This window comes from Henriciella litoralis, from assembly GCF_002088935.1.
GTDB classification, from domain to species: domain Bacteria; phylum Pseudomonadota; class Alphaproteobacteria; order Caulobacterales; family Hyphomonadaceae; genus Henriciella; species Henriciella litoralis.
Genome location: NZ_NCSS01000006.1, coordinates 2,288,859 through 2,309,367 on the forward strand (window position 1 = coordinate 2,288,859; position 20,509 = coordinate 2,309,367).

Genomic DNA, 20,509 nt, shown 5'->3' on the forward strand with positions numbered 1-20,509 from the left:
CTAGCTTCTCAGCCGTGCCAGAACCTGATCCAACGCCGGACGCGAGGCATAGCCGTCTGCAAGCAGACCGTTTGCCTTCTGGAACTTCCGCAAGGCTGCGCTCGTGCCTGTGCCCGCGATCCCGTCAACGACACCGGCATCATAGCCAAGCTCATTGAGCGCCGCCTGCAACTGTTTGACCTCGCCATTGTTCAGCCGCGTGATGTCCTTCGGCCAGGCGGCAACAGGGCCGTATTGACCCGCAAGACCATCGGCCAGCAGGCCAACCGCCAACGCATAGGAATTGGACCGGTTATACGTCTTGAAGACGTCGAAATTCTTGAACAACAGGTATTTCGGACCCGTCGCGCCGGTCGGCAGCCAAAGCTCGGCATAGTCGCTGTCTTCGACACCAAAATCGCCGCCCCGGATCGGGCTCACGCCGAACGCCTTCCAGGTCGACAGGCGCCGGTCATTGCCATCCGCCATGGACCAGTCGAACCCCGATGGCGTGATGACTTCAACGCCCCACGGCTCATCAAATCGATATCCGGATGAGGCGAGATAGTGCGCCGCCGAGGCGAGCGCATCCGGCGCAGATGACCAGACATCTGAAAGCCCGTCGCGGTCAAAATCCTGCGCATAGGAGAGATAGGTTGTCGGCATGAACTGCGTCTGTCCCATCGCGCCGGCCCAGCCTGAGCCGAGCTGCGCGCGCCGGGCATAGCCCTGCTCGACGATCTTCATCAAGGCGATCAGCTCGCCTTCGGCAAAGCTGCGACGGCGCCCTTCGACCGCCATGTTTGCCAGCGTGTTGGCCGCATCGAAGTCACCGATATAGCCACCGAAATTGGTTTCCATCGCCCAGATCGCACTGACGGCTTCGCGGTTAACGCCATAGGTCTGCTCAATGACATCGAAGACCGGGCCAAGCTCGGCGAGTTTTTGCGCGCCGGTCTCGAAACGCGCATCGGTCACGGCCGTGCTGAGATAGTCCCAGACAGGTTTGGCAAATTCGGCCTGGCTGGCCACGCCGCTGCGATTATCGTCCTTGTCGAGATAGATGGAGAGCGGCGAAATGTTGGCCAGCAGGGAATAGACGACGGCGGGGTTATGGCCCTGAGCGCGGGCGCGGGCGGTAAAATCATCGCGCCAGGCATCCATCTCCGCATGTCCCGAACTTGTGAACGGCCCGGCCGGGCCGGTGAGGTCGGCAGAATTCGGCACGCCGGTCGGATCGCCAGGGATCAAGCCAGAATTAGTCGTCGTTCCGGAATTGGTCGTGTACACCGTGCCGCCATCGGTCGTTGCCGCTTGTGGGGTGGCCGCGCATGCGCCCATAAAGGCCCCGAAGGTAGCTGCGATTGCCCAGCGATACGGTATCGTCTTCATTTCGTTCATTCCCGGATATTCCTTTTACCGCTCTGGTGTGTCTGCATCGTTGACTCTTTACAAGCCATTGGCTATCTCGCCGCCCTTACGAGTTTCCAAAAATCGCAGGGCCCGCCCCATGAAAGTCAAGTCATCGCTTAAATCCCTGAGAACGCGTCACCGTGACTGCAAGGTCGTGCGCCGCAAGGGACGGACATACGTCATCAACAAGACTGATCCACGTTTTAAAGCAAAACAGGGTTAAGAAGAAGATGAACGCGCAGTTGCGGCCTGGAAGGTTTTCCGGCCGTGAGTGAGCGGATCGTCCTCTTTGATCTTGGTAATGTCGTGGTGGACTGGCAACCAGTCCGCCTGTACCGCAAGATATTTCCGACAGAGGCAGACGCTGAGGCGTTCTGCAATAATGTCTGCACGATGTCCTGGCACGTCGAGCATGACCGTGGGCGCAGTTTCGCTGAAGGCGCGCGCCTGCTGAAAGCTGAGTTTCCGCACTTCGCTGACGAGATCGATGCCTGGCATGGGCGCTGGTTCGAGATGTTCGACGGATATGAGTCCGGCGTCCCGGCCCTGATGGCCCGTCTCGAAGAGGCCGGACACCCGCTCTATGGTCTCTCCAACATGTCCGCGGAAGTCTGGCCGGAAACGCGTGAGCGCTTCCCCATGATCAAGCTTTTGCGTGATGTTATCGTCTCGGGCCATGTAGGCCTGATCAAACCTGATCCTGCTATCTATGAAGTGGCGCTGGAGCGTATGGGCCGCCCGGACCCAGCCGATGTCTTCTTCATCGATGACAGCCTGAAGAATATTGAGGCGGCGAGGGCATTCGGGTTCACCGCCCACCATTTTGCTGGGGCAGCCGGGCTGGAAGCTGCGCTGCTGGCTGAGGGCCTCCTCTGAGTTTCCAAGCAATTGCCGCATTCAGGCCTTGCCGGAAACCAATTCAGCCTCATAGTTGAAACCATGTTCAAATCGCTTTTCACCGCAGGACTTATCCTCGTCGCAGGGCCGCAATACGGCCCGTCTGATGAGATGTTCGAGGAATTGAAAACCGCGCCCACCGAAGAAGAGGCGACCAGCGTTGCGCTTGATATCTGGGCCGCCTGGATGGAAAGCGGTTCAGCCGCGGCAGATCTCGTCATGGAGCGGGCGGTCACCGCCCAGTCAAACGGAGAGCTTGAGCTTGCGCGCGAGCTCTATGACCGCGTGATCGCCATCCAGCCAGATTATGCGGAAGTCTATAATCGCCGGGCGTCCCTCTTCCTGCTGGAAGACAATATGCCCGAAGCCCTGCGCGACGTGAACGAAGCGTTGCGGCTTGAGCCGCGCCATTTCGGCGCCTGGGTCGGGCTGGGCCGCGTGCTTGAGCAGCTTGGCGCACCCGACGAAGCGCTCGTGGCGTATCAGGAAGCACTGAAGATACACCCGACGCTTGCGCCTGCCAGAGATGCCAAGGCGCGGATCGAACGGGCCAATAACGGTCAAGGGCTTTGAAACTGATACTCACCGGGATCTTTATTCTCGCGCTGGCAGGTGGGCTCGGCGCCTGCGTGAGCAGCGCGATTTACACAGACCGTGTTGAGGAAGCCTATCCCCCCATAGGCAGACAAGTCGAGGTGAACGGCGTGCCCGTTCACGTCATCGAAGCCGGACAGTCTGGCCCCGTCGTCTTCATGATCCATGGCGCATCGGCCAATGCGCGTGAGTTCACAACCACACTCGCCCCGCATCTTGATCGCGATCATCGCGTGCTGATGGCGGACAGACCGGGGCATGGCTATTCCGGCCGCCCACCACATTCCGAAGAGCTTGGCGTTCAGGCCGCCCAGATGGCCGGCGCGCTGAAAGTGCTGGCACCGGGCGAGAAGGCTGTGGTGGTAGGTCATTCTTTTGGCGGCGCGGTCGCGCTGCGCCTCGCGCTTGATTATCCGGAGCTGGTAAAGGGGCTCGTCCTGCTCGCGCCGGTCACCCATGATTGGGGCGGCGGCGGCGAGACCTGGTATAATCAAGTCGCCGGCCCGCCCATCATTGGCCCCATCTTCTCCCAGCTCGCGCCGCTTGTTGGACCATCGGCGGCAAAGAGCGGCATCGATGGCGTGTTCAGCCCGAACGAGGCGCCTGAAGGGTATTACGAAAATTCCGGTCTCGGCCTTCTTTTCCGGCCACCTGAGTTTCGTGCCAATGCTGACGATGTGAACGCGCTGCGGCCGGAATTGGCCGCCCAGCAGGGCCGTTACCCTGAGATCAAGGTACCGGTGATCCTGTTTTCAGGCGCGCAGGATTCGGTGATCAACCCGACCTTACACGCCGGGAAGATCAAGTCTCAGATCGAGGACTTCACGCTGGTCCCCCTGGCCGATAGCGGGCACATGCCGCACCACGATCACGGCGCAGAGGTCGCAGACGCAATCCGCAAGCTCGCCGACTAGTCTTTTTCGGCGGCGAGCAGACCGCTGGCCCGTCCCATGACGTGGAAGATTTCATTCTGTTCAATCGTGCCGCGGAACAGTTCCGCGCCCGGTCCGCTGGCATAGACCGGCACATCCTCACCCGCATGGGTTTCGGACCCGGAGAAGATCAGCGTCTGCTGCTGGAAGTTTTTATCGGTCGTATCGACATCGGTGAGGTCTTCACGCACGCAGCTTTCCGCGCCGGGTTTGCAGCCGGTTGCGCCATTGGCATAGCTGAGCGTCGTGTAAGGCTTGCCGTCATCGGCGCGGGCCATACCGCCGGGGCCGTACGCCACCTTGCCGAGGATCGGGTTTCCGCGGGCTGGATAGCCTGCAATCGTCAGCGTGTGGGAGTGGTCAGCTGTCACGATGATCAGCGTGTCTGAGCTGTCCGTCATTTCAAGAGCTGCGGCGACGGCCTGATCCAGCGCGTCCGTATCGGACAGCGCGTGGGCGGCATTGACATTGTGATGGGCGTGGTCGACGCGGCCGCCTTCGACCAGCAGCACGAAGCCATCTTCATCGCGTGACAACCTTGTGATCGCTGCGCGGGTCAGCTCTGCGAGCGAAGGCTCGCCGGCTTCATCTTCGTCCCGGTCCAGATCGTACTGCATATGCGACGGCTGGAAGAGGCCGAGGACCTTTGTGTCGCTGTCGAAATCAACGCTGTCAAAACCGGCCTGATCGGTGATGTAGACATGGTCAGGCGATTTGGCGGTCCAGATGGCCGTCAGGTCTTCGCCATCCTTGCGGGCCCCGGCAGGTTTTCCGGTTTCCGGGTCGGTGACGCTCGCAGGCAGAAGCGATGCGCGCCCGCCGCCAAGGACGACTTCAAAGCCATCCCCGGCCGGCCATTCAACGAGCTGACGGCCAATATCTGCGCAGCCGGATCCGCCGACCATCCGGTCATCTTCCCAGTTGCGGTCAGCGCTTTCGGCATAGGTGGCTGCTGGCGTGGCGTGGGTGATGCGGGCGGTAGAAATGATGCCCGTGGCGAGCCCGGCGGCCTCAGCGATCTCGAAAATGGAATCGGTGCCCTGTCCTTCGGTGGAGGCGCAGTTTCCGTAAGAAATACCTGAGCGCAGGCCCAGGGTCCGCGAGAGCGTTTTCACGCCGCTCATCATCGCCGTCGCTGTGGAGGCGCTGTCAGCGACCTGGGCGTCGTGGCTATAGGTCTTGGAAAAGGCCGAATAGGGCAGGCTCTCCATGGTGAGGCGATAGCTTTCGCCGTCGAGGCCGCGTCTCTGCCCGGCATAGATGCGCGCGGCGGTGACGGTCGCGATGCCCATGCCGTCGCCGACGAACAGGATGACATTCTTTGCGTGCGGGGCGAATGTTTCGGGGGCGCGGGCGTCTACTGCGGCTGCGGCGGCTGTGAAATACGGGTCATCTGCTTGTTGTGGGACGGCCGCCGTCCGGTTCAGCGATGTTGGCGCGGCCGCCGGTTCAGCCGTCTCAGGCTGGACGTTCGTGGCGGCGCAGGCCGCGATCGCGAGCGTGCTGGCGAGCGAGAAAAACAGAATGCGCATGGGGGGCCTCCCGGAGGTGCTTAAGGTCAGATGTGGGTCTTAGCCGTTTCTTGTGACGGTTTCGATGCGATTTTTCGGCGCCGCTTCATGCCGCGCTGCGATAGCCAGATGCCGAACAGGATAAGGGCTGCGCCAGCGCCTTGAACGCCAGAGAGTGGTTCGTCGAACAGTTGCCAGGATATCGCAGCGGCAAACACCGGCTGGATCAGCACGATGATGCCGGCAATGGCCGCGGGTGTTCGGCCGAGCCCGGCGATGATCAGGCCCTGTCCGCCAACTTGCGCCGCCAGCGCCAGGAAAGCCGGGGCCGCAAAGCCGGACAGGGTGGCCGGGATGAAGCTCTCGCCCGAAACGATCACGATGATGGCTGCGACACCGGCTTCGACAACTGTCAGCCAGAAGATGACATCCATTGCGCCGAGCCGGTTCCGCGCGAGCTTGGAGCACAGCATATAGCCAGCCACGAGACAGGCTGCGCCGAGGGCCAGCAAGTCGCCGCGAATATCGGTCTTGCCACCTGTTTCACCGCCCAGCGACAGGGCGGCTGCGCCTGCAATGGCAACGAAGACAGCGACGAACCAGATCGGCTTTGGCTTGTCCTTCAGGAATAGCCATGCCGCAAAACCGACGCAGATATTGCCAAGGTTCACGATGAAGGTCGCGTTCGCGACGGTCGTCAGCGTCAGGCCCCAGTGCCAGAGGCCGATGTCGAGCGCAAAGAAGATGCCCGCCATGATGACATAACGGTTGATGCGCGCGGGCATACGCCGCTCGATCCCGATGAGCAGAATGAAGAGGATGGGGGCGGCGAAAGTGTAGCGCCAGAACGCAATCGCCTGCGGGCCCATCGTGTCGAGCCCCATACGCAGACCGATCGGCGCCAGACCAATCAACATGCCGCCCAGCAACAGAAGAAGCGGGCCGAGCCAGGCGCGTGCGACTGGCGGTGTCTCTACAGTTTGGGTCATTCAGACACCTGCCAGTCGACGAACATCCTGCGGCGTTAAACCGTCCGCCCTGAGGCTCGCAAGGCTTTTTGATTGAAAGCGCTTGGCAAGCCGCTTGCCATCTGGCCCGAGCACGAGGTCATGATGTGTGTAGATGGGCTGCGGCCAGCCCATCAAAGCTTGCAGCAGGACGTGAATATGGGCGGCGTCTTCAAGGTCGCGCCCGCGGATCACATGGGTGATGCCTTGCAGGGCGTCATCATGGGTGCAGGCGACATGATAGGCGGTGGGCGTATCCTTGCGGGAAAGCACGATATCGCCATGGCTCGCCGGGTCGGCCTTGATGATTTCGTGGTGGCCGTCTGGCGTTGTGAGATCAAAAGCCAGCTGATCGTATCGTTCGCCGAGGTCTGCGCGGGCCGCCTCCAGCGATAGTCGCCAGGCAAAGGGCTCACCTTGCTCAAGTCGGCGCGCTTCTTCCTCAGCTGGCAGCGGCGCGCCGGTATAGGGGGCAGATGGCGGCAGGCCTCGCTTGGCTTGCAGCTCGCCAATTTCGCGGCGCGTCAGGAAACAGCGATAGGCGAGCCCGCGTCTCGCGAGGTCGTGTGTGACCGCTTCATAGTCTGCGAAATGCTCTGACTGGATGCGGACAGGGCCGTCCCAGGAAAATCCGAGCCAGGCAAGGTCTTCCAGAATGGCCTTGGTGAATTCCGGTTTGCAGCGGGTCTGGTCAATATCCTCGATCCGCAGCAGCACCGTGCCGCCCGCTCGTTCGGCGGCCTGCCAGACATGAAAGGCCGAGGCGGCGTGCCCGAGATGAAGGCGTCCGGTGGGTGAGGGCGCAAAGCGGGTCACGAAATCTGGCACGTGACCCGCTTAGCAAATCAATCAGGCGCTGACACCTGTCGGCAGCGGACAGGACACGCCCGTGCCACCAATCCCGCAATATCCGTTCGGATTCTTGGCGAGATATTGCTGGTGGTAGTCCTCAGCGTGGTAAAACTTGTCGAGCATGTCGATCTCGGTCGTGATCTGGCCACGGCCAGCCTCGTTGAGGGCCTTCTGGAAAATCTCACGCGTTGCCGCAGCGATCTTTTCCTGCTCTTCGGTCGTGGTGAAGATGGCCGAGCGGTACTGGCTGCCAATATCATTGCCCTGGCGCATACCTTGCGTTGGGTCATGGCCTTCCCAGAACCTCCTGATCAGATCGGTCGCCGAGATTTTTGACGGATCATAGACCACGCGGACAGCTTCGGTGTGCCCGGTCTTTCCAGAGCAGGTTTCTTCATAGGTCGGGTTTGGCGTTTCGCCGCCAGCATAGCCGACCTGCGTCAGCCAGACGCCGTCAAGCTGCCAGAAGATACGCTCAACGCCCCAGAAGCAGCCCATGCCGAAGACGATCTCTTCAAAGCCTTCGGGGGGACGCGAGTTGAGTTTAACGCCGTTCACATAATGGACCGGTGCGGTCGGGATCGGTTGGTCCCGGCCGGGTAGAGCCTCGCCTTTTGCGGGCATGTCAGGTGCTTTTCTGCTAAAGAACATCTCATAGGTCCTTTCGATTTCCTGCCCATTATATGGGGTGTCTGCAGTTGAGGGACAATCTCAGGCTTGCTTAAGTCTGCATCCATCCATTATAGACGCGCCCTTACGGTGAGGTGGCCGAGTGGTCGAAGGCGCACGCCTGGAAAGTGTGTAGGCTAGCGATAGTCTCCAGGGTTCGAATCCCTGTCTCACCGCCACTTCCTTCCTGCGCTACCAGCACGTCAAAGAAACCCGCGATGGCGCCGTTGGTTTTCCATACGTCTGAAACGCAGGACATTGAGCCCTTGAAAACGATCCAAACCGACCGCCTGACGATCAGAAATTTCCGTGTGGGGGATGCGGAGGCTTTGTTCGATTACCTGCGGGAGCCGACTGCGAGTTGCTTCTTCTCGCTTAAGCTTGCCGACCTGGCAGCCGCCGAAAATGAGGTTCTGAAACGTGCCGGCGATGACGAGTATCTCGCCGTCTGCCTGACAGAATCAGGTCAGCTCATCGGCGACCTCTTCAGCCATGCGGATGCTGCTTGGCCGGAAGACCCGGAAAACCCTCAACAAACGGACACGGTTTCAGTGGGCTGGAATTTCAATCCCGTGTTCGGTGGCAAAGGCTATGCGTTCGAAGCGGCGCAGGCCCTGTGTGCCGACTTATTCACGCAACAAGGCAAAAGGCGCATCTACGCCTATGTCGAGGATCACAACGCCCCGTCGCAGCGGGTCTGCAAAAAGCTTGGCATGCGATTGGAAGGCCGGTTCCTGGAATATGTGACGTTCCAGAACGATAGCGACGGAAATGCAATCTACGAAAACACCATGCAGTACGCGATTCTGTGGCACGAATGGGATCGGCGTTAGAACACGCGTGACGGCTGTTTCAACTTGATCGCAGGCAAAGGCCGCCCGCCCTCAAGGGGCAGATTTTGCGGCTTCGGCCTGTGCGCGGGCGACGATGAAATGGCGGATCGAGGCCAGGTCCTCATCATTCATGACCGGCGAGAAGCTGACCATGCCGCGCGATTCCAGCGCGCCATCCTTCACAACTGACATCCAGCCAGCCTCGCTATCGATGGCTGCCGAATAGCGAAGATCGGTGATCGCGCTCCCGCCCGCATGGCAGACGACACAATAGCGACCATAGAGCTGTCCGCCACGTGCGACCTTGGCCGGGTCAACCTCCATGACGGGCGGATCGAGTACGCGGGCAGTCTCAGTGGGCTCGGGCAGGGTCGCCTCACCATTCAGCTTGAAGACGAGCAGGCGGCTATGGTTCTGCACCACACCGCTCAAGAGGCCATAAACGCCGCCCCAGCCGGTGACGATGGCAACATATTGCTCGCCATCGATTTCATAGGTCATCGGGGCTGCGATCGCGCCGGTCTGGATGGGGTAGGACCAGAGCTGGTCACCCGTCGCGGCATCATAGGCGCGGAACTCGCCGCTGGCCGTGCCCTGAAAGACAAGACCGCCAGCCGTCGATAGCAGGCCGCCATTCCAGATGCCCGGATAGTCGACGCGCCATTTCTCGGTCTGGGTGACAGGGTCCCAGGCGAGGAGGGCGGCGACGCCGATCTTCCGTTCTTTGACCGGCTGCATGTTGTCAGGCGCTGGGTCTGGCGCCGCGTCTGCAGGGGCCGCAGCTTTCTGGAAAACCTTGGACTCCCCCGCCGATGAGCCTGTCGACGCGACTGAGGAGCCAACCGCATTGTTCCAGCCGAGCGGGGTCGGGGCCCATTCATCCGGGCTGCTATAGGGCTGCGGGGCGTTCTGGGCGGGGATGTAGACGAGGCCCTCATCCGGATTGAACGCCATCGGGTGCCAGTTGTGGCCGCCCAGCGCGCTTGGATAGACGAGCGCCGGGCCGCTCTTATAGCGCGCGGCAGGGTTCTCGATCGGCCGGCCGGTCTCAGGGTCGATGCCGAGCGCCCATGTCACCTTAGTGTAGTTGTCGGCTGAGATGAATGCGCCAGTTTCCCGGTCGAGCACATAGAAGAAACCATTCTTTGGCGCCTGCATCAGGACTTTGCGAGTTTCCCCGTCGATTTCGAGATCAGCCAGCATGATGTGCTGGGTGGCTGTATAGTCCCAGGTCTCGCCCGGCGTTGTCTGGAAGTGCCAGACATAGTCGCCGGACTTTGCTTCAATCGCGACGATGGAGGAGAGGTAGAGATTGTCGCCGCCTTCAGGGGAGCGAAATTGCTGGTTCCAGGGCGCGCCATTGCCGACGCCGATATAGAGAAGGCCGAGCTCAGGGTCATAGGCCATGGCGTCCCAGACGGTGCCGCCGCCGCCAAGCTCCCACCAGTCGCCGGTCCAAGTGTCGGCGGCGGCTTCGAGATAATCTGGCTGCGGGCCATTGGCCGGATTGTCCGGCACGGTGTGAAACCGCCAGACGAGATCACCCGTTTCGGCATCATAGGCGCTGACATAGCCGCGCACCGCGCCCATATCGGCGCCGCCATTGCCGATGATGACAAGCCCATCGACCACGCGCGGGGCGCCAGTGATCGTATAGGGGCCATCGCCGTCTACCGTCTCAGCCGTCCAGACAGGTTCACCACTTTCGCGGTCGAGGGCGACGAGACGTCCGTCCAGCGTGCCGAGATAGAGTTTGTCGCCCCAGGCCGCGAGGCCGCGATTGACGACATCGCAGCAGGCTTTCGCGCCGGTCGCGCCGGGAACCTCGGCGTCGAATGACCAGACCGGTGCGCCGGTTTTCGCGTCATAGGCTTCGACATTGCTCCACGAGGTGCTGGTATAGATGCGCCCATCAATGACGAGGGGGGTCGCTTCCTGACCGCGGGCGGTGGAGAAGTCCGCCGACCAGGCGAGGCCTAGCTCGCTGACATTCTCGCGGTTGATGCTGTCGGCCGGGCTGAAGCGCTGCTCGGACCAGGTGCGCCCATAGCTCAGCCATTCGGCAGTGTTGTCGCCAGCCGCCTTGAGATCAGCTGAGCCGATGGTGCGGGTGTCATCTGAAGATGTGCCACCTGCACCAGTAGAGCTGCCCGCGCGGTCACACGCCGCCAGGCTGCCGCAGGAAAGAAGAACAACAATGGATGCTGCAAAAAAACGCATTTGATCTGGCCCCTCGCCGACTGGGCAGAATCTAACGTCCGCACCAATAGTGCGCAAAGTGCCCGCGACAGGTCATCGGCGTCAAGTCAAAGCAGGCGTCAGCTTTAAATCCGGCGGATCGGGTCGCTGCCATCCCAGCCCTGGGCGACTTTGCGGATATGGGCGAATGTCTTGCCCTTGGTGCCGCTGATGTCGGAAATCTCGACCACTGTGCCGGGATGCGCCTCGGTATCGAAATAAGCGAACCGGCCTTTCTCGCCGCCGATACAGCCTTCATGCCCGACCGTGTAGCCGAGCGAGAGCGCCTTGTCGTAGAGGGTCTGATAATCCTCGGTCCAGTAGGACATGTGCTGCAGGCCTTCACGGCCGGCATCGAGGAATTCCTTGTACATGCTCGGCGCATCATTGCGCTGCTGGATGAGCTCAATCTGCAGATCACCGGAATTGGCGAGCGCGATCGACATCTTCACGTCAGACGGCTGTCCGCGATGGCGGAACCAGTCTGTCTTCACGTCCTCAATGTAAAACCACGGTCCGACGCCCATGACGTCAATCCAGTGCTGCATGGCCGCTTCAATGTCGCGAACCACATAGCCATTCTGGCAGACATTTCCGAAGATGCGGCTCATTTGGCCGGGCCGTAAATGTCGCGCAGCTCCCGTTTCAGCACCTTGCCGATGGCGCTGCGCGGAAGATCGTCGGTGATGACAAAGTCTGCGATCCGCTGCGTCTTGCCGAGCTGGCTATTGGCCCATTCACGAATGTCCTCGGCGGTCGACTTGGCGTCCTTGGTGAGCACGGCAAACGCAATTGGCGTCTCGCCCCAGTCACGTGATGGCACGCCGACCACGGCAACATCGGCGACGTCCTCATGCTGGCGCAGCAGCAGCTCGATATCGCTTGGATAGATATTGAAGCCGCCGGAAATGATCATGTCCTTCTTGCGGTCCATCAGCGTAATGAAACCATCCTCATCGAACCGGCCAACATCGCCGGTGCGGATGAAGCGCGTGCCTTCCGGCGAATACCATTCGGCCTCGGCGGTCTTGCCCGGCTGGTTGTGGTAGCCGTTCATGATCGCTTCCGATGAGCCGACAATTTCACCCGTCTGACCGGGCGGAAGCATATTGCCGTCTTCGTCGATGATACGAATGTCATGCCCCTCTATCGGCTGGCCGACCGTGTGCAGCTTGTCGGGATGCTCATGTGCGACAAGCATGCAGCTGCCACCGCCTTCAGTCATACCGTAATACTCAACCAGGCCCCCGGGGAAACGTTTGAGCACTTCGGCCTTCAGCTCAGGGGTAAATGGCGCGCTGGTGCAGAACTTTATCACGAAGGATGAGAGGTCGTAGTCGTCAAAGCCCTCGAAATCCATCAGGCGCTGATACTGGACCGGGACCAGCATGGCGTGTGTCGCGCGCCATTTTTCGGCAAGCTTCAGGAATTTCTCCGTGTTGAACTTCTCCATCAGGATCGCGGTGCCGCCCCCCGACAGGGTGGGGATGAAGCTGACCAGAGTCGTGTTCGAATAAAGCGGGGTCGACACCATCGTGATGGCGTCCGGCCCATGTCCCGGTGGATCCATAGGGCGGCAATGGCCCCAGCGCATCTGATGCGACTGGACGATCCCCTTGGGTGTGCCCGTCGTGCCGGAGGAATAGATGATGTTGAAGCCAAGATCCGGGTCGATCTCGACAGGCGCGGGCTTTGTTCCGGCCGGTGCGAGAAAGCCTGGCACGCTGCCCTCGCCGGTTTGATCCATGCGCAGCACCGCAACGTCGAGGCTTTTCAGCTCTTCGGCCAGCGCCTCATGAGAGGCGGCATCGACGAGGAAGAGTTTTGCGCCGCTGTCCCGGATCATGTCAGCCAGCGAGGTGGGGGTCGAAGACGGGGCGAGCGGCGCAACCGTCATGCCGGCGCGCAGCGTGCCGAGAAAGCCGACAACGTATTCAATGCTGGTCAGGCCGCAGATGGCGACTGACCCGCCGGCCTCATAGCCATTTGCTTGAAGGGCCGCGGCGAAACGATTGATGAGATCATCAAGCTCGCCATAGCTGACCTCCCGCTCATTGTGCACCAGCGCGAGGTGGTCCGGTTTCGCGGCCGCCTGCAGCGCCACAAGGTCTGAAAGCGTTCCGAAGTCGCGTGTCACATAATCTACAATCGCCTGGCTCATGGTCCATCCCTTGGTGTTCGATAATCTGACGCAGGCTGTAGCCCGCTGATGCGTGCGACGCAATTTGCAGCTGTGATCAATCTCCGGAGGTCGTTTTGCCGAGCCCCAATTCCTTCAAAACCTCGTCGCTATGTTCGCCAAGGCGCGGGGCTGGCCGGATGACGCGCTCAGCTTGACCCACGAAGCGCACCGGTGGCTGCACTTCCCAATACCCACCTTCGGTCGGATGGTCGCGCCGCTGGAAGAAATTGACGGCCTTTAGATGGGGGTCTTCACGCAGATCGGAAATGTCGTTGACGCGGGCCGCTGGAATATCGGCCTTGCCCAGCATGTCGAGCAGCTGCTCGGTCGTGAAGTTCACAAAATGCGCCTGAACGCGCGACATCATATAGTCATGATTGAAGTAGCGGCCGCGATAGTCGTTGATGCGCTCGTCTTTCAATTCGTCCGGCGCGCCGATGGCGTCGAACAGCGTCACCCAGCGATGGTCGACATAAGGGGCAATGGTGATCCAGCCATTCTGCGTGCGGACGGGCTGGCGCGACGGGTCGATCTGGCGCTGATAGTAATAAGGGCCGACGGGTGGGTCGAAAGCGGCCTCATAGAAATGCTCTTCCAGCAGAAAGTTGGACACGCATTCAAACATTGGCACTTCGACATGCACCGGCTCACCTGTGCGGTCGCGGTGATGCAGGGCGGCCAGCGTCGCATACATGGCGTGAAGGCCGGAGACCTTGTCGGCAAACGCCGTCGGAAGGAAACGCGGGGCTTCATTGCCATCGACCTGCGGCAAGAGATTGGTCGCGCCAGACAGCGACTGGATGAGGTCATCATAGGCTGGCCGGCCTGCATACGGCCCTTCCGCGCCGAAGCCGAGACAATGGACATAGACGATATCCGGCTTGATGGCTTTCACCTCATCGAAGGTCAGGCCCAGCCGCGCGACGGCGTCGGGCCGGATATTGTGGATGAAGACATCGCTTGTCTCGATCAGCTTGCGAACCGCCTGCTGGCCCTCATCTGACTTCATGTCCCAGACAACCGACCGTTTGCCGCGATTGATCGTCATATGGCAGGGGCCCATGCCGCGCGTGTTCGCAGGCTTGCCGACCTCTCTGAACGTGTCGCCTGTTTTGGGCTCCAGCTTGATCACCTCGGCGCCCATATCGCCCAGCGTCTGCGTGCAATAGGGGCCAAAGATGACGGTCGTCATGTCAGCGATGCGGATATCGGACAGAAGCGAAGTGGCAGGCATTGGGTCGTCTCCTTCAGTCATCTATTCAGCAGGATCAGCCGGGCAGGTAAACAATGAGCAGAAGGTGTCGCCGCGTAAGTTGGCCTGTCAGACGCCTCGCAGCTTGACTTGCCCATGGGTGAGGTCCACCTCCTCGCGCCATGACATATGTAAAAATCTGCGGTCTGACCGACGAATCTTCCGTGCGCATCTCCGCTGAGGCCGGGGCTGACTGGGTGGGCTTTGTGCTTGCGCCCAAAAGCCCTCGAAATGTGCTCGGCCATGGGCAGGAGACTTTTGATCGCGTCTTCGACCTGATGTTCGCGGCCGCCGACATGGATATCCGCTGCGCAGTCCTGCTGACCAATCCGAACGAGCAGATGCTCGACGCCCTGACCGGGAATGTGATGCCGGATGTCTTCCAGTTGCATGGCACCGAAACACCGGAATTTGTTGCCAAGCTGAGATATCGCTTGCCCGACAGTGTCGAGGTCTGGAAAGCGATTGGGGTGGCGAGCGAGGACGATCTGGAGCGCGCGCTCGAATATGACGTCGCCGACCGGCTTCTGATCGACGCCAAACCGCCGGAAGGCTCTGACCGGGCGGGCGGCCATGGCCAGACATTTGACTGGTCGATCCTTGAAGGCTGGGAGCCGCCGCGGCCCTGGCTTCTGGCGGGCGGACTGACGCCGGACAATGTCGAGGAAGCGATCGCTGCAACAGGCGCACCTGCGGTCGATGTGTCATCTGGTGTGGAACGCGCGCCCGGCATAAAGGATGAAGAGCTTATCAGGGACTTCATTGCAGCCGCGAAGATGGCCGACTAGGACGGGATGCGAGGCATATGACCAAACTCAATACATGGGACCAGTGGCCGGATGAAAATGGCCGCTTCGGCGAATTCGGCGGGCGCTATGTCGCCGAGACGCTGATGCCGTTGATCCTTGAGCTGGAGGACGAGTATCGCGCCGCCAAGAAAGATCCGGCCTTTACCGCGCAGATGGATGATCTGTGGGAGCACTATGTTGGCCGCCCGTCGCCGCTTTATTTCGCAGAGCGGATCACAGAGCATTTCGGCGGGCCGAAAATCTATTTCAAACGTGACGAGCTGAACCATACCGGCGCGCACAAGATCAACAATTGCCTCGGCCAGGTCCTGCTGGCGATGCGGATGGGCAAGAAGCGGATCATTGCCGAGACCGGCGCCGGACAGCACGGCGTGGCGACGGCAACCGTTTGCGCGCGGTTCGGTCTCAAATGCGTCGTCTTCATGGGCGCGACCGATGTTGAGCGTCAGAAGCCGAACGTCTTCCGGATGAAGCTGCTCGGCGCCGAGATCGTCCCGGTCTCGTCGGGCACGGGCACGCTGAAAGATGCGATGAACGAAGCGCTCCGCGACTGGGTCACGAATGTTCACGACACTTTCTATGTGATCGGTACGGCGGCAGGCCCGCACCCTTATCCAGAGCTGGTGCGCGACTTCCAGTCAGTGATCGGCAAGGAAGCCAAGGCGCAGATCATGAAGCGCGAAGGCCGCCTGCCGGACGCCGTCATGGCGTGTATCGGCGGCGGATCGAATGCCATCGGCCTGTTCCATCCTTTCATCGAGGATGAGGGCGTCCGTCTGATCGGCGTGGAAGCGTCCGGTCATGGCATTGAAACCGGTGAGCATGCGGCCGCGCTAAACGGCGGCAAACCCGGCATCCTGCATGGCAACAAGACTTACCTGCTGCAGACCGATGACGGACAGATTATCGACGCCCACTCGATTTCAGCCGGTCTCGACTATCCGGGGATCGGGCCGGAACACGCTTTCCTTCGCGATACGGGCCGTGCCGAATATCTCACCTGCACCGACAAGGAAGCGCTCGAGGCGTTCAAGCTCTGCACGCGCCTTGAAGGCATTATTCCGGCGCTTGAGCCAGCCCACGCCATCGCGCGGCTGGGCGATGTCTGCGAGACGATGGACAAGGACCAGATCCTGATCATGAACCTTTGCGGTCGCGGCGATAAGGATATCTTCTCGGTGGCTGAGCATCTGGGCATGGAGATTTGAGGGCAGACCATGATCTCTCACGTCACGATCGGCACCAATGACATTGACCGGGCGACAGGCTTCTACACCCCGATCATGGCGGCGCTCGGCCTGAAGCGTGTGCCGATGGAGCGGTCGGCGCCGTTTGTGATGTGGACCGGGCAGGAGAGCTTCCGTCCGGTAATCGCCCTGACCACGCCGGAGAATGGACGACCCCACGAGCCCGGCAACGGCCAGATGCTGGCCCTCCTTGCGCCGGACCGTGCCGCGGTCGATCGGGTCCATGCGATTGCGCTGAAAGGCGGCGGCAGGGACGAAGGCATTCCGGGCCTTCGTGCACACTATCATTCCAACTATTATGGCGCCTATTTTCGCGACCTCGATGGCAACAAGATTTGCGTTGTCTGTCACGATCCGCTCGATGACTAGATCCAGCGCCGCGCCATGTTGAGCTTCAAGCGACCGTCCGACTGGGCAGATGTTTGTCAATCTTGCTTCTGGCAAAAAGAACTGGCTGGCAAATTGCATCAATTTTCCATACCGGGCCTGTTGCCGAGATGCTGTTGGCCATAAGGTCTGCATTGTGCGGATGACATCGGCCATGAGGCAAACAATATCCGTCAGACAGGTGACAGGGAAACTTTTACGATAATGACCGACGCGCTTCTCATCCGGATCACATGCCCGTCCAAGGACGTGGCACAGAAGATTGCCGATGCATCCGTCGAGCAACGCATTGCCGCCTGCGCCAATATCGAGGGGCCGGTCTCCTCGACCTATCTCTGGAAGGGCGTGGTGGAGCAGGCGTTTGAGCATGTGCTCTGGCTGAAATCGGTGAAGAGCTGCTGGCCAGCGCTCGAAAAACTGGTGGCAGAGCTTCACCCCTATGATGTTCCGGCTATGGTGGCGCTGCCCTGTACGCAGATGCTAAGCCCATTCGCCAGCTGGCTTGAAGACAACACGGAAGCGCCCGCAAACTGATGCCTACTCAAAGAATTACTGACCGGTTCGACAAGGTGCGTGCCGAAGGCCGCGCCGCGCTCGTGACCTATCTCATGGCCGGCGACCCGGATATCGAGACGAGCTATGAAGCCTTGTGCGCGCTGCGCGATAATGGCGCAGACATTATTGAGCTCGGCGCGCCGTTTACTGACCCGATGGCCGATGGCCCCGCGATCCAGATGGCCGGACAGCGCAGCCTGAAAGCGGGTACGACACTGAGAGATGTGCTGGCGCTCGCCAAGCGGTTTCGTGAAACCGATGAAGACACGCCGCTGATCCTGATGGGCTATGCCAATCCGGTTCACTCCATGGGTTACACCACTTTCGCCGAAGCCGCCGCCTCCGCCGGGATCGATGGCACAATCATCGTCGACCTGCCGCCGGAAGAGGACCAGGAGCTGCGCGACGCCTATGAGGCGTATGGCATCTCGGTCATCCGGCTGGCGACGCCAACCACGACTGACAAGCGTATCGCCAAGGTGGCTGAAGGCGCTTCGGGCTTTCTCTATTATGTCGCCGTTGCGGGCGTCACCGGGTCTGGCTCCGCCGATCCGGCTGACATTCGCGAAGGCGTCGAGCGGGCACGGAAAGTGTCTGGCCTGCCGGTCTGCGTCGGATTTGGCGTAAAGACCGGGGAACAAGCCGCTGCGATGGCCGCTATTGCAGATGGGGTTGTCGTCGGCTCCGCATTCGTGGATCATGTGCGATTAGCTCTTGAGGCTGGCGAACGCGGCGATATAGCCGCACGCATGGGAACGCTGGCCGAAGAATTGTCGAGCGCGCTTAAAGGCGCGGCCTGAAACAGACGGGCGGTCCAAGGAGTCCGAAACTATGAACTGGCTGACAAATTTCAGAACACCTGGTCTGAAGACATTCCTGTCTTCCAAAAAGGACACGCCGGATAATCTCTGGGTCAAGTGTCCGAAGTCCGGTGAGCTTGTCTATCGCTCTGATCTTGAGGAGAGCTGGTATGTGACGCCAGCAGGCGCGCATCTGCGCATTTCGCCGCGCCGCCGCTTCCGTCTCTTCTTCGATGGCGAGAAGTGGGAGCCGCTTGCGCTGCCGCCGGTGACGCAGGACCCTCTGAAGTTCAAGGATGACAAGCCCTATCCCTCGCGCCTGAAAGCGGCCAAGTCCAAAATTGCCGGACGCGAGAAAGAAGAGAGCCCTGAAGGCAGCCCGCCGATTACGCAGGATGACTGTATGGCTGCGGCCTTTGGCCGGGTGAATGGCAAACCGGCTGTGATCCTCGTTCAGGACTTTGCGTTCATGGGCGGATCGCTCGGTATGGCGGCTGGCGAAGCTTTCATTGCGGCAGCTCAGATGGCTGTCGCCCGCAAGGCCGCCTTCGTGGTCTGCACCGCTTCTGGCGGCGCGCGGATGCAGGAAGGCACATTGTCGCTGATGCAGATGCCGCGCACGACGCTGGCCATTGATGAAGTCCGCGAAGCGGGCCTTCCTTATATTGTGATCCTCACCGACCCGACATCGGGCGGCGTGTCTGCGTCCTATGCGATGCTGGGCGATGTTCATATTGCTGAGCCGGATGCGATGATTGCGTTCTCTGGCCCGCGCGTGATCGAGCAGACCATTCGCGAGAAACTGCCGGACGGCTTCCAGCGCTCTGAATTCCTGCGCGAGAAGGGACAGGTCGATATTGTCTGTGACCGTCGCAAGCTGAAAGAGACGCTTGGCCGCCTCTTGAACCATCTTCTGCCTAAGCGGGCATCGGACAATGCACCAATCGGTCCGATCAAGGCGCCGTCGGCGGATGTGCCGGCAGCCGGTTCAAAGGGCAAGAAGGCTTGATTGACCTGGAGTTGGCCGTCGATGCGGCGTTGAAACGGTTCGAACGGTTTAATCCGACGGACCGGGTTCTGACGCTGGACCGCCTGCTTGTTGTTCTCGAAACGCTCGGTAACCCGCATCTCGATCTGCCGCCGACGATCCATGTCGCGGGCACGAACGGGAAGGGCTCGACCACGGCGTTCATGCGGGCGATGGCCGAAGCGGCGGGCCTCAAAGTTCATGTCTCGACATCGCCGCATCTCGTTCGGTTCAATGAGCGTATTCGTCTGGCCGGTGAGCTGATCAGCGACGCCGAGCTGGTGAAATATCTCGACCGGGTCGAGCAGGCGCTCGAGGGCCGGGACATTACCCATTTTGAAGCGACGCAGGCGGCGGCGTTCCTCGCCTTCCATGAAGTGCCGGCGGATTTGCTGATCCTCGAAGTTGGTCTGGGCGGGCGGTATGACGCCTCGAATGTGATTGAAAAGAGCGCGGTCTCCGTGATTACGCCGATCGATTTTGATCACATGCAATTTCTTGGAAATACGATCGAGAAGATTGCGAGCGACAAGGCGGGCATTCTGAAGCCGGGTTGCCCCGGCGTGTCGGCGATCCAGCGGCCAGAAGCGCGGAGCTCGATCGAGGCCGAGGCGCTGAAAGTCGGCACCGAGGTCTCGTTTCTGACCCCAGAAGATGTTGCCGCGATTTTCCCGCCACTGGGCCTTGCCGGGAAGCATCAGTTTTCGAACGCGGCGCTCGCGGCAAAGGCGCTGCGGCAATGGGGCCATCCGGCGATTGATGACCGGGCGATCCTGACCGGTTGCGCGACAGCGAATTGGCCAGCGCGGATGCAGCGCCTCTCGGATGGACCGGTGACCGCGATGGCGGGTGGTCATCCGGTCTGGCTCGATGGCGGGCATAATCCGCATGCGGCGCGGGCGATTTCCGAGACGCTGGATGATCTCGATCGGGAAGAACCGGCGCGGCGGACGATGCTGGTCTCGGCCATGCTCGCGACCAAGGATGCAGCGGGTTTCTTTTCGGAACTCGCTCGGCCGGGCCTAAAGGTTTTCACGACCGAAGTGGTCGATAATGAGTTTACGGCGAGCGCTGAAGACCTGGCTGAAGCAGCCCGTGAGGGCGGGGTTGAGGCAACGGCCTGCCCGTCTTTCGAGGCGGCGATGAAAGCGGCGCTTGAGGCGGGCGCTGAGCGGATCTTGATCTGCGGTTCGCTTTATCTCGCCGGTGATGTGCTGCGCCAGAACGGTGATTTGCCGAAATAGAACGGTTTTCAAGATTTGTCGCTGAGCTTGCGGCCACACGCTCGCTATGAGGATGTGGTCAGGGGCGCAGGTTTGGGGGTT

At 60.7% G+C, this 20,509-nt stretch carries 21 protein-coding genes and 1 tRNA gene; 13 read left to right on the top strand and 9 right to left on the bottom strand.

Annotated elements, in window-relative coordinates; genetic code table 11:
- Positions 1-1,380, bottom strand: coding sequence for a lytic murein transglycosylase (locus B8783_RS14750; RefSeq protein WP_084420852.1), 1,380 nt, complete (start codon positions 1,378-1,380; stop codon positions 1-3).
- 109 nt (positions 1,381-1,489) lie between these two features.
- Here B8783_RS14750 and ykgO point away from each other — a divergent pair, with 109 nt between their 5' ends.
- The 4 genes from ykgO to B8783_RS14770 all read left to right on the top strand — a co-directional run bounded on the left by ykgO (position 1,490) and on the right by B8783_RS14770 (position 3,797).
- Positions 1,490-1,615, top strand: a complete 126-nt coding sequence (ykgO, locus tag B8783_RS14755; RefSeq protein ID WP_083910979.1) for a type B 50S ribosomal protein L36 — start codon at positions 1,490-1,492, stop codon at positions 1,613-1,615.
- A 44-nt stretch (positions 1,616-1,659) separates the two neighbouring features.
- On the top strand, positions 1,660-2,268 hold the full coding sequence (locus B8783_RS14760; protein ID WP_084420853.1) for an HAD family hydrolase: 609 nt from the start codon (positions 1,660-1,662) through the stop codon (positions 2,266-2,268).
- Positions 2,269-2,331: 63 nt separating this feature from the next.
- Positions 2,332-2,862, top strand: a complete 531-nt coding sequence (locus B8783_RS14765; protein ID WP_233355811.1) for a tetratricopeptide repeat protein — start codon at positions 2,332-2,334, stop codon at positions 2,860-2,862.
- A complete protein-coding gene (locus tag B8783_RS14770; protein ID WP_084420855.1) occupies positions 2,859-3,797 on the top strand; it encodes an alpha/beta fold hydrolase in 939 nt (312 codons plus the stop codon). Before B8783_RS14765 ends, B8783_RS14770 begins: the two co-directional genes overlap by 4 nt.
- Here B8783_RS14770 and B8783_RS14775 read toward each other — a convergent pair.
- From B8783_RS14775 to msrA, 4 genes are read right to left on the bottom strand one after another with little or no spacing between them, the layout of a single operon-like run.
- Entirely contained in the window at positions 3,794-5,347 is a 1,554-nt protein-coding gene (locus tag B8783_RS14775) for an alkaline phosphatase (protein WP_084420856.1), read from the bottom strand. The two genes, B8783_RS14770 and B8783_RS14775, sit on opposite strands and share 4 nt — an antisense overlap.
- Before the next feature lie 26 nt (positions 5,348-5,373).
- Entirely contained in the window at positions 5,374-6,315 is a 942-nt protein-coding gene (locus B8783_RS14780; RefSeq protein ID WP_084420857.1) for a DMT family transporter, read from the bottom strand.
- The gene (gene gluQRS / locus B8783_RS14785; RefSeq protein ID WP_084420858.1) at positions 6,316-7,161 is read right to left on the bottom strand and encodes a tRNA glutamyl-Q(34) synthetase GluQRS; all 846 of its coding nucleotides are present in this window, start codon (positions 7,159-7,161) and stop codon (positions 6,316-6,318) included.
- A 21-nt stretch (positions 7,162-7,182) separates the two neighbouring features.
- Entirely contained in the window at positions 7,183-7,836 is a 654-nt protein-coding gene (msrA, locus tag B8783_RS14790) for a peptide-methionine (S)-S-oxide reductase MsrA (RefSeq protein WP_084420859.1), read from the bottom strand.
- Between the two features lie 107 nt (positions 7,837-7,943).
- On the opposite strand from msrA, the gene B8783_RS14795 reads away from it, so the two are divergent.
- Together B8783_RS14795 and B8783_RS14800 are read left to right on the top strand one after the other, a co-directional pair.
- Positions 7,944-8,033 (top strand) — tRNA-Ser (locus B8783_RS14795).
- An 87-nt stretch (positions 8,034-8,120) separates the two neighbouring features.
- Positions 8,121-8,687 carry a GNAT family N-acetyltransferase gene (locus tag B8783_RS14800; protein WP_084422127.1) on the top strand — a complete coding sequence of 189 codons (567 nt, stop codon included), beginning with the start codon at positions 8,121-8,123 and terminating at the stop codon, positions 8,685-8,687.
- A 51-nt stretch (positions 8,688-8,738) separates the two neighbouring features.
- On the opposite strand, the gene B8783_RS14805 is transcribed toward B8783_RS14800, so the two are convergent.
- The 4 genes from B8783_RS14805 to B8783_RS14820 form a co-directional block, all read right to left on the bottom strand.
- A complete protein-coding gene (locus B8783_RS14805; RefSeq protein ID WP_084420860.1) occupies positions 8,739-10,907 on the bottom strand; it encodes a PQQ-dependent dehydrogenase, methanol/ethanol family in 2,169 nt (722 codons plus the stop codon).
- Between the two features lie 104 nt (positions 10,908-11,011).
- Complete coding sequence (locus B8783_RS14810) at positions 11,012-11,536, bottom strand: VOC family protein (protein ID WP_084420861.1); 525 nt, start codon at positions 11,534-11,536, stop codon at positions 11,012-11,014.
- The gene (locus B8783_RS14815) at positions 11,533-13,086 is read right to left on the bottom strand and encodes a class I adenylate-forming enzyme family protein (RefSeq protein WP_084420862.1); all 1,554 of its coding nucleotides are present in this window, start codon (positions 13,084-13,086) and stop codon (positions 11,533-11,535) included. The genes B8783_RS14810 and B8783_RS14815 overlap by 4 nt, the downstream gene beginning before the upstream one ends.
- 76 nt (positions 13,087-13,162) lie before the next feature.
- Positions 13,163-14,341 (bottom strand): CaiB/BaiF CoA transferase family protein, encoded by a 1,179-nt coding sequence (locus tag B8783_RS14820; RefSeq protein ID WP_084420863.1) that lies wholly within the window; start codon positions 14,339-14,341, stop codon positions 13,163-13,165.
- Positions 14,342-14,481: 140 nt separating this feature from the next.
- On the opposite strand from B8783_RS14820, the gene B8783_RS14825 reads away from it, so the two are divergent.
- The 7 genes from B8783_RS14825 to B8783_RS14855 all read left to right on the top strand — a co-directional run bounded on the left by B8783_RS14825 (position 14,482) and on the right by B8783_RS14855 (position 20,428).
- Positions 14,482-15,147, top strand: a complete 666-nt coding sequence (locus tag B8783_RS14825) for a phosphoribosylanthranilate isomerase (protein WP_084420864.1) — start codon at positions 14,482-14,484, stop codon at positions 15,145-15,147.
- Positions 15,148-15,164: 17 nt separating this feature from the next.
- Entirely contained in the window at positions 15,165-16,376 is a 1,212-nt protein-coding gene (trpB, locus tag B8783_RS14830) for a tryptophan synthase subunit beta (RefSeq protein ID WP_084420865.1), read from the top strand.
- Between the two features lie 9 nt (positions 16,377-16,385).
- Positions 16,386-16,784 carry a VOC family protein gene (locus tag B8783_RS14835; RefSeq protein WP_084420866.1) on the top strand — a complete coding sequence of 133 codons (399 nt, stop codon included), beginning with the start codon at positions 16,386-16,388 and terminating at the stop codon, positions 16,782-16,784.
- Positions 16,785-17,006: 222 nt separating this feature from the next.
- Entirely contained in the window at positions 17,007-17,336 is a 330-nt protein-coding gene (gene cutA / locus B8783_RS14840; RefSeq protein WP_084420867.1) for a divalent-cation tolerance protein CutA, read from the top strand.
- Positions 17,336-18,157 carry a tryptophan synthase subunit alpha gene (gene trpA, locus B8783_RS14845; RefSeq protein WP_084420868.1) on the top strand — a complete coding sequence of 274 codons (822 nt, stop codon included), beginning with the start codon at positions 17,336-17,338 and terminating at the stop codon, positions 18,155-18,157. Before cutA ends, trpA begins: the two co-directional genes overlap by 1 nt.
- A gap of 31 nt (positions 18,158-18,188) precedes the next feature.
- Positions 18,189-19,166: an acetyl-CoA carboxylase carboxyltransferase subunit beta gene (locus tag B8783_RS14850; RefSeq protein WP_084420869.1), complete on the top strand. Its 978-nt coding sequence runs from the start codon at positions 18,189-18,191 to the stop codon at positions 19,164-19,166.
- On the top strand, positions 19,163-20,428 hold the full coding sequence (locus tag B8783_RS14855) for a bifunctional folylpolyglutamate synthase/dihydrofolate synthase (RefSeq protein ID WP_084420870.1): 1,266 nt from the start codon (positions 19,163-19,165) through the stop codon (positions 20,426-20,428). The genes B8783_RS14850 and B8783_RS14855 overlap by 4 nt, the downstream gene beginning before the upstream one ends.
- Positions 20,429-20,509 lie beyond the last annotated feature (81 nt).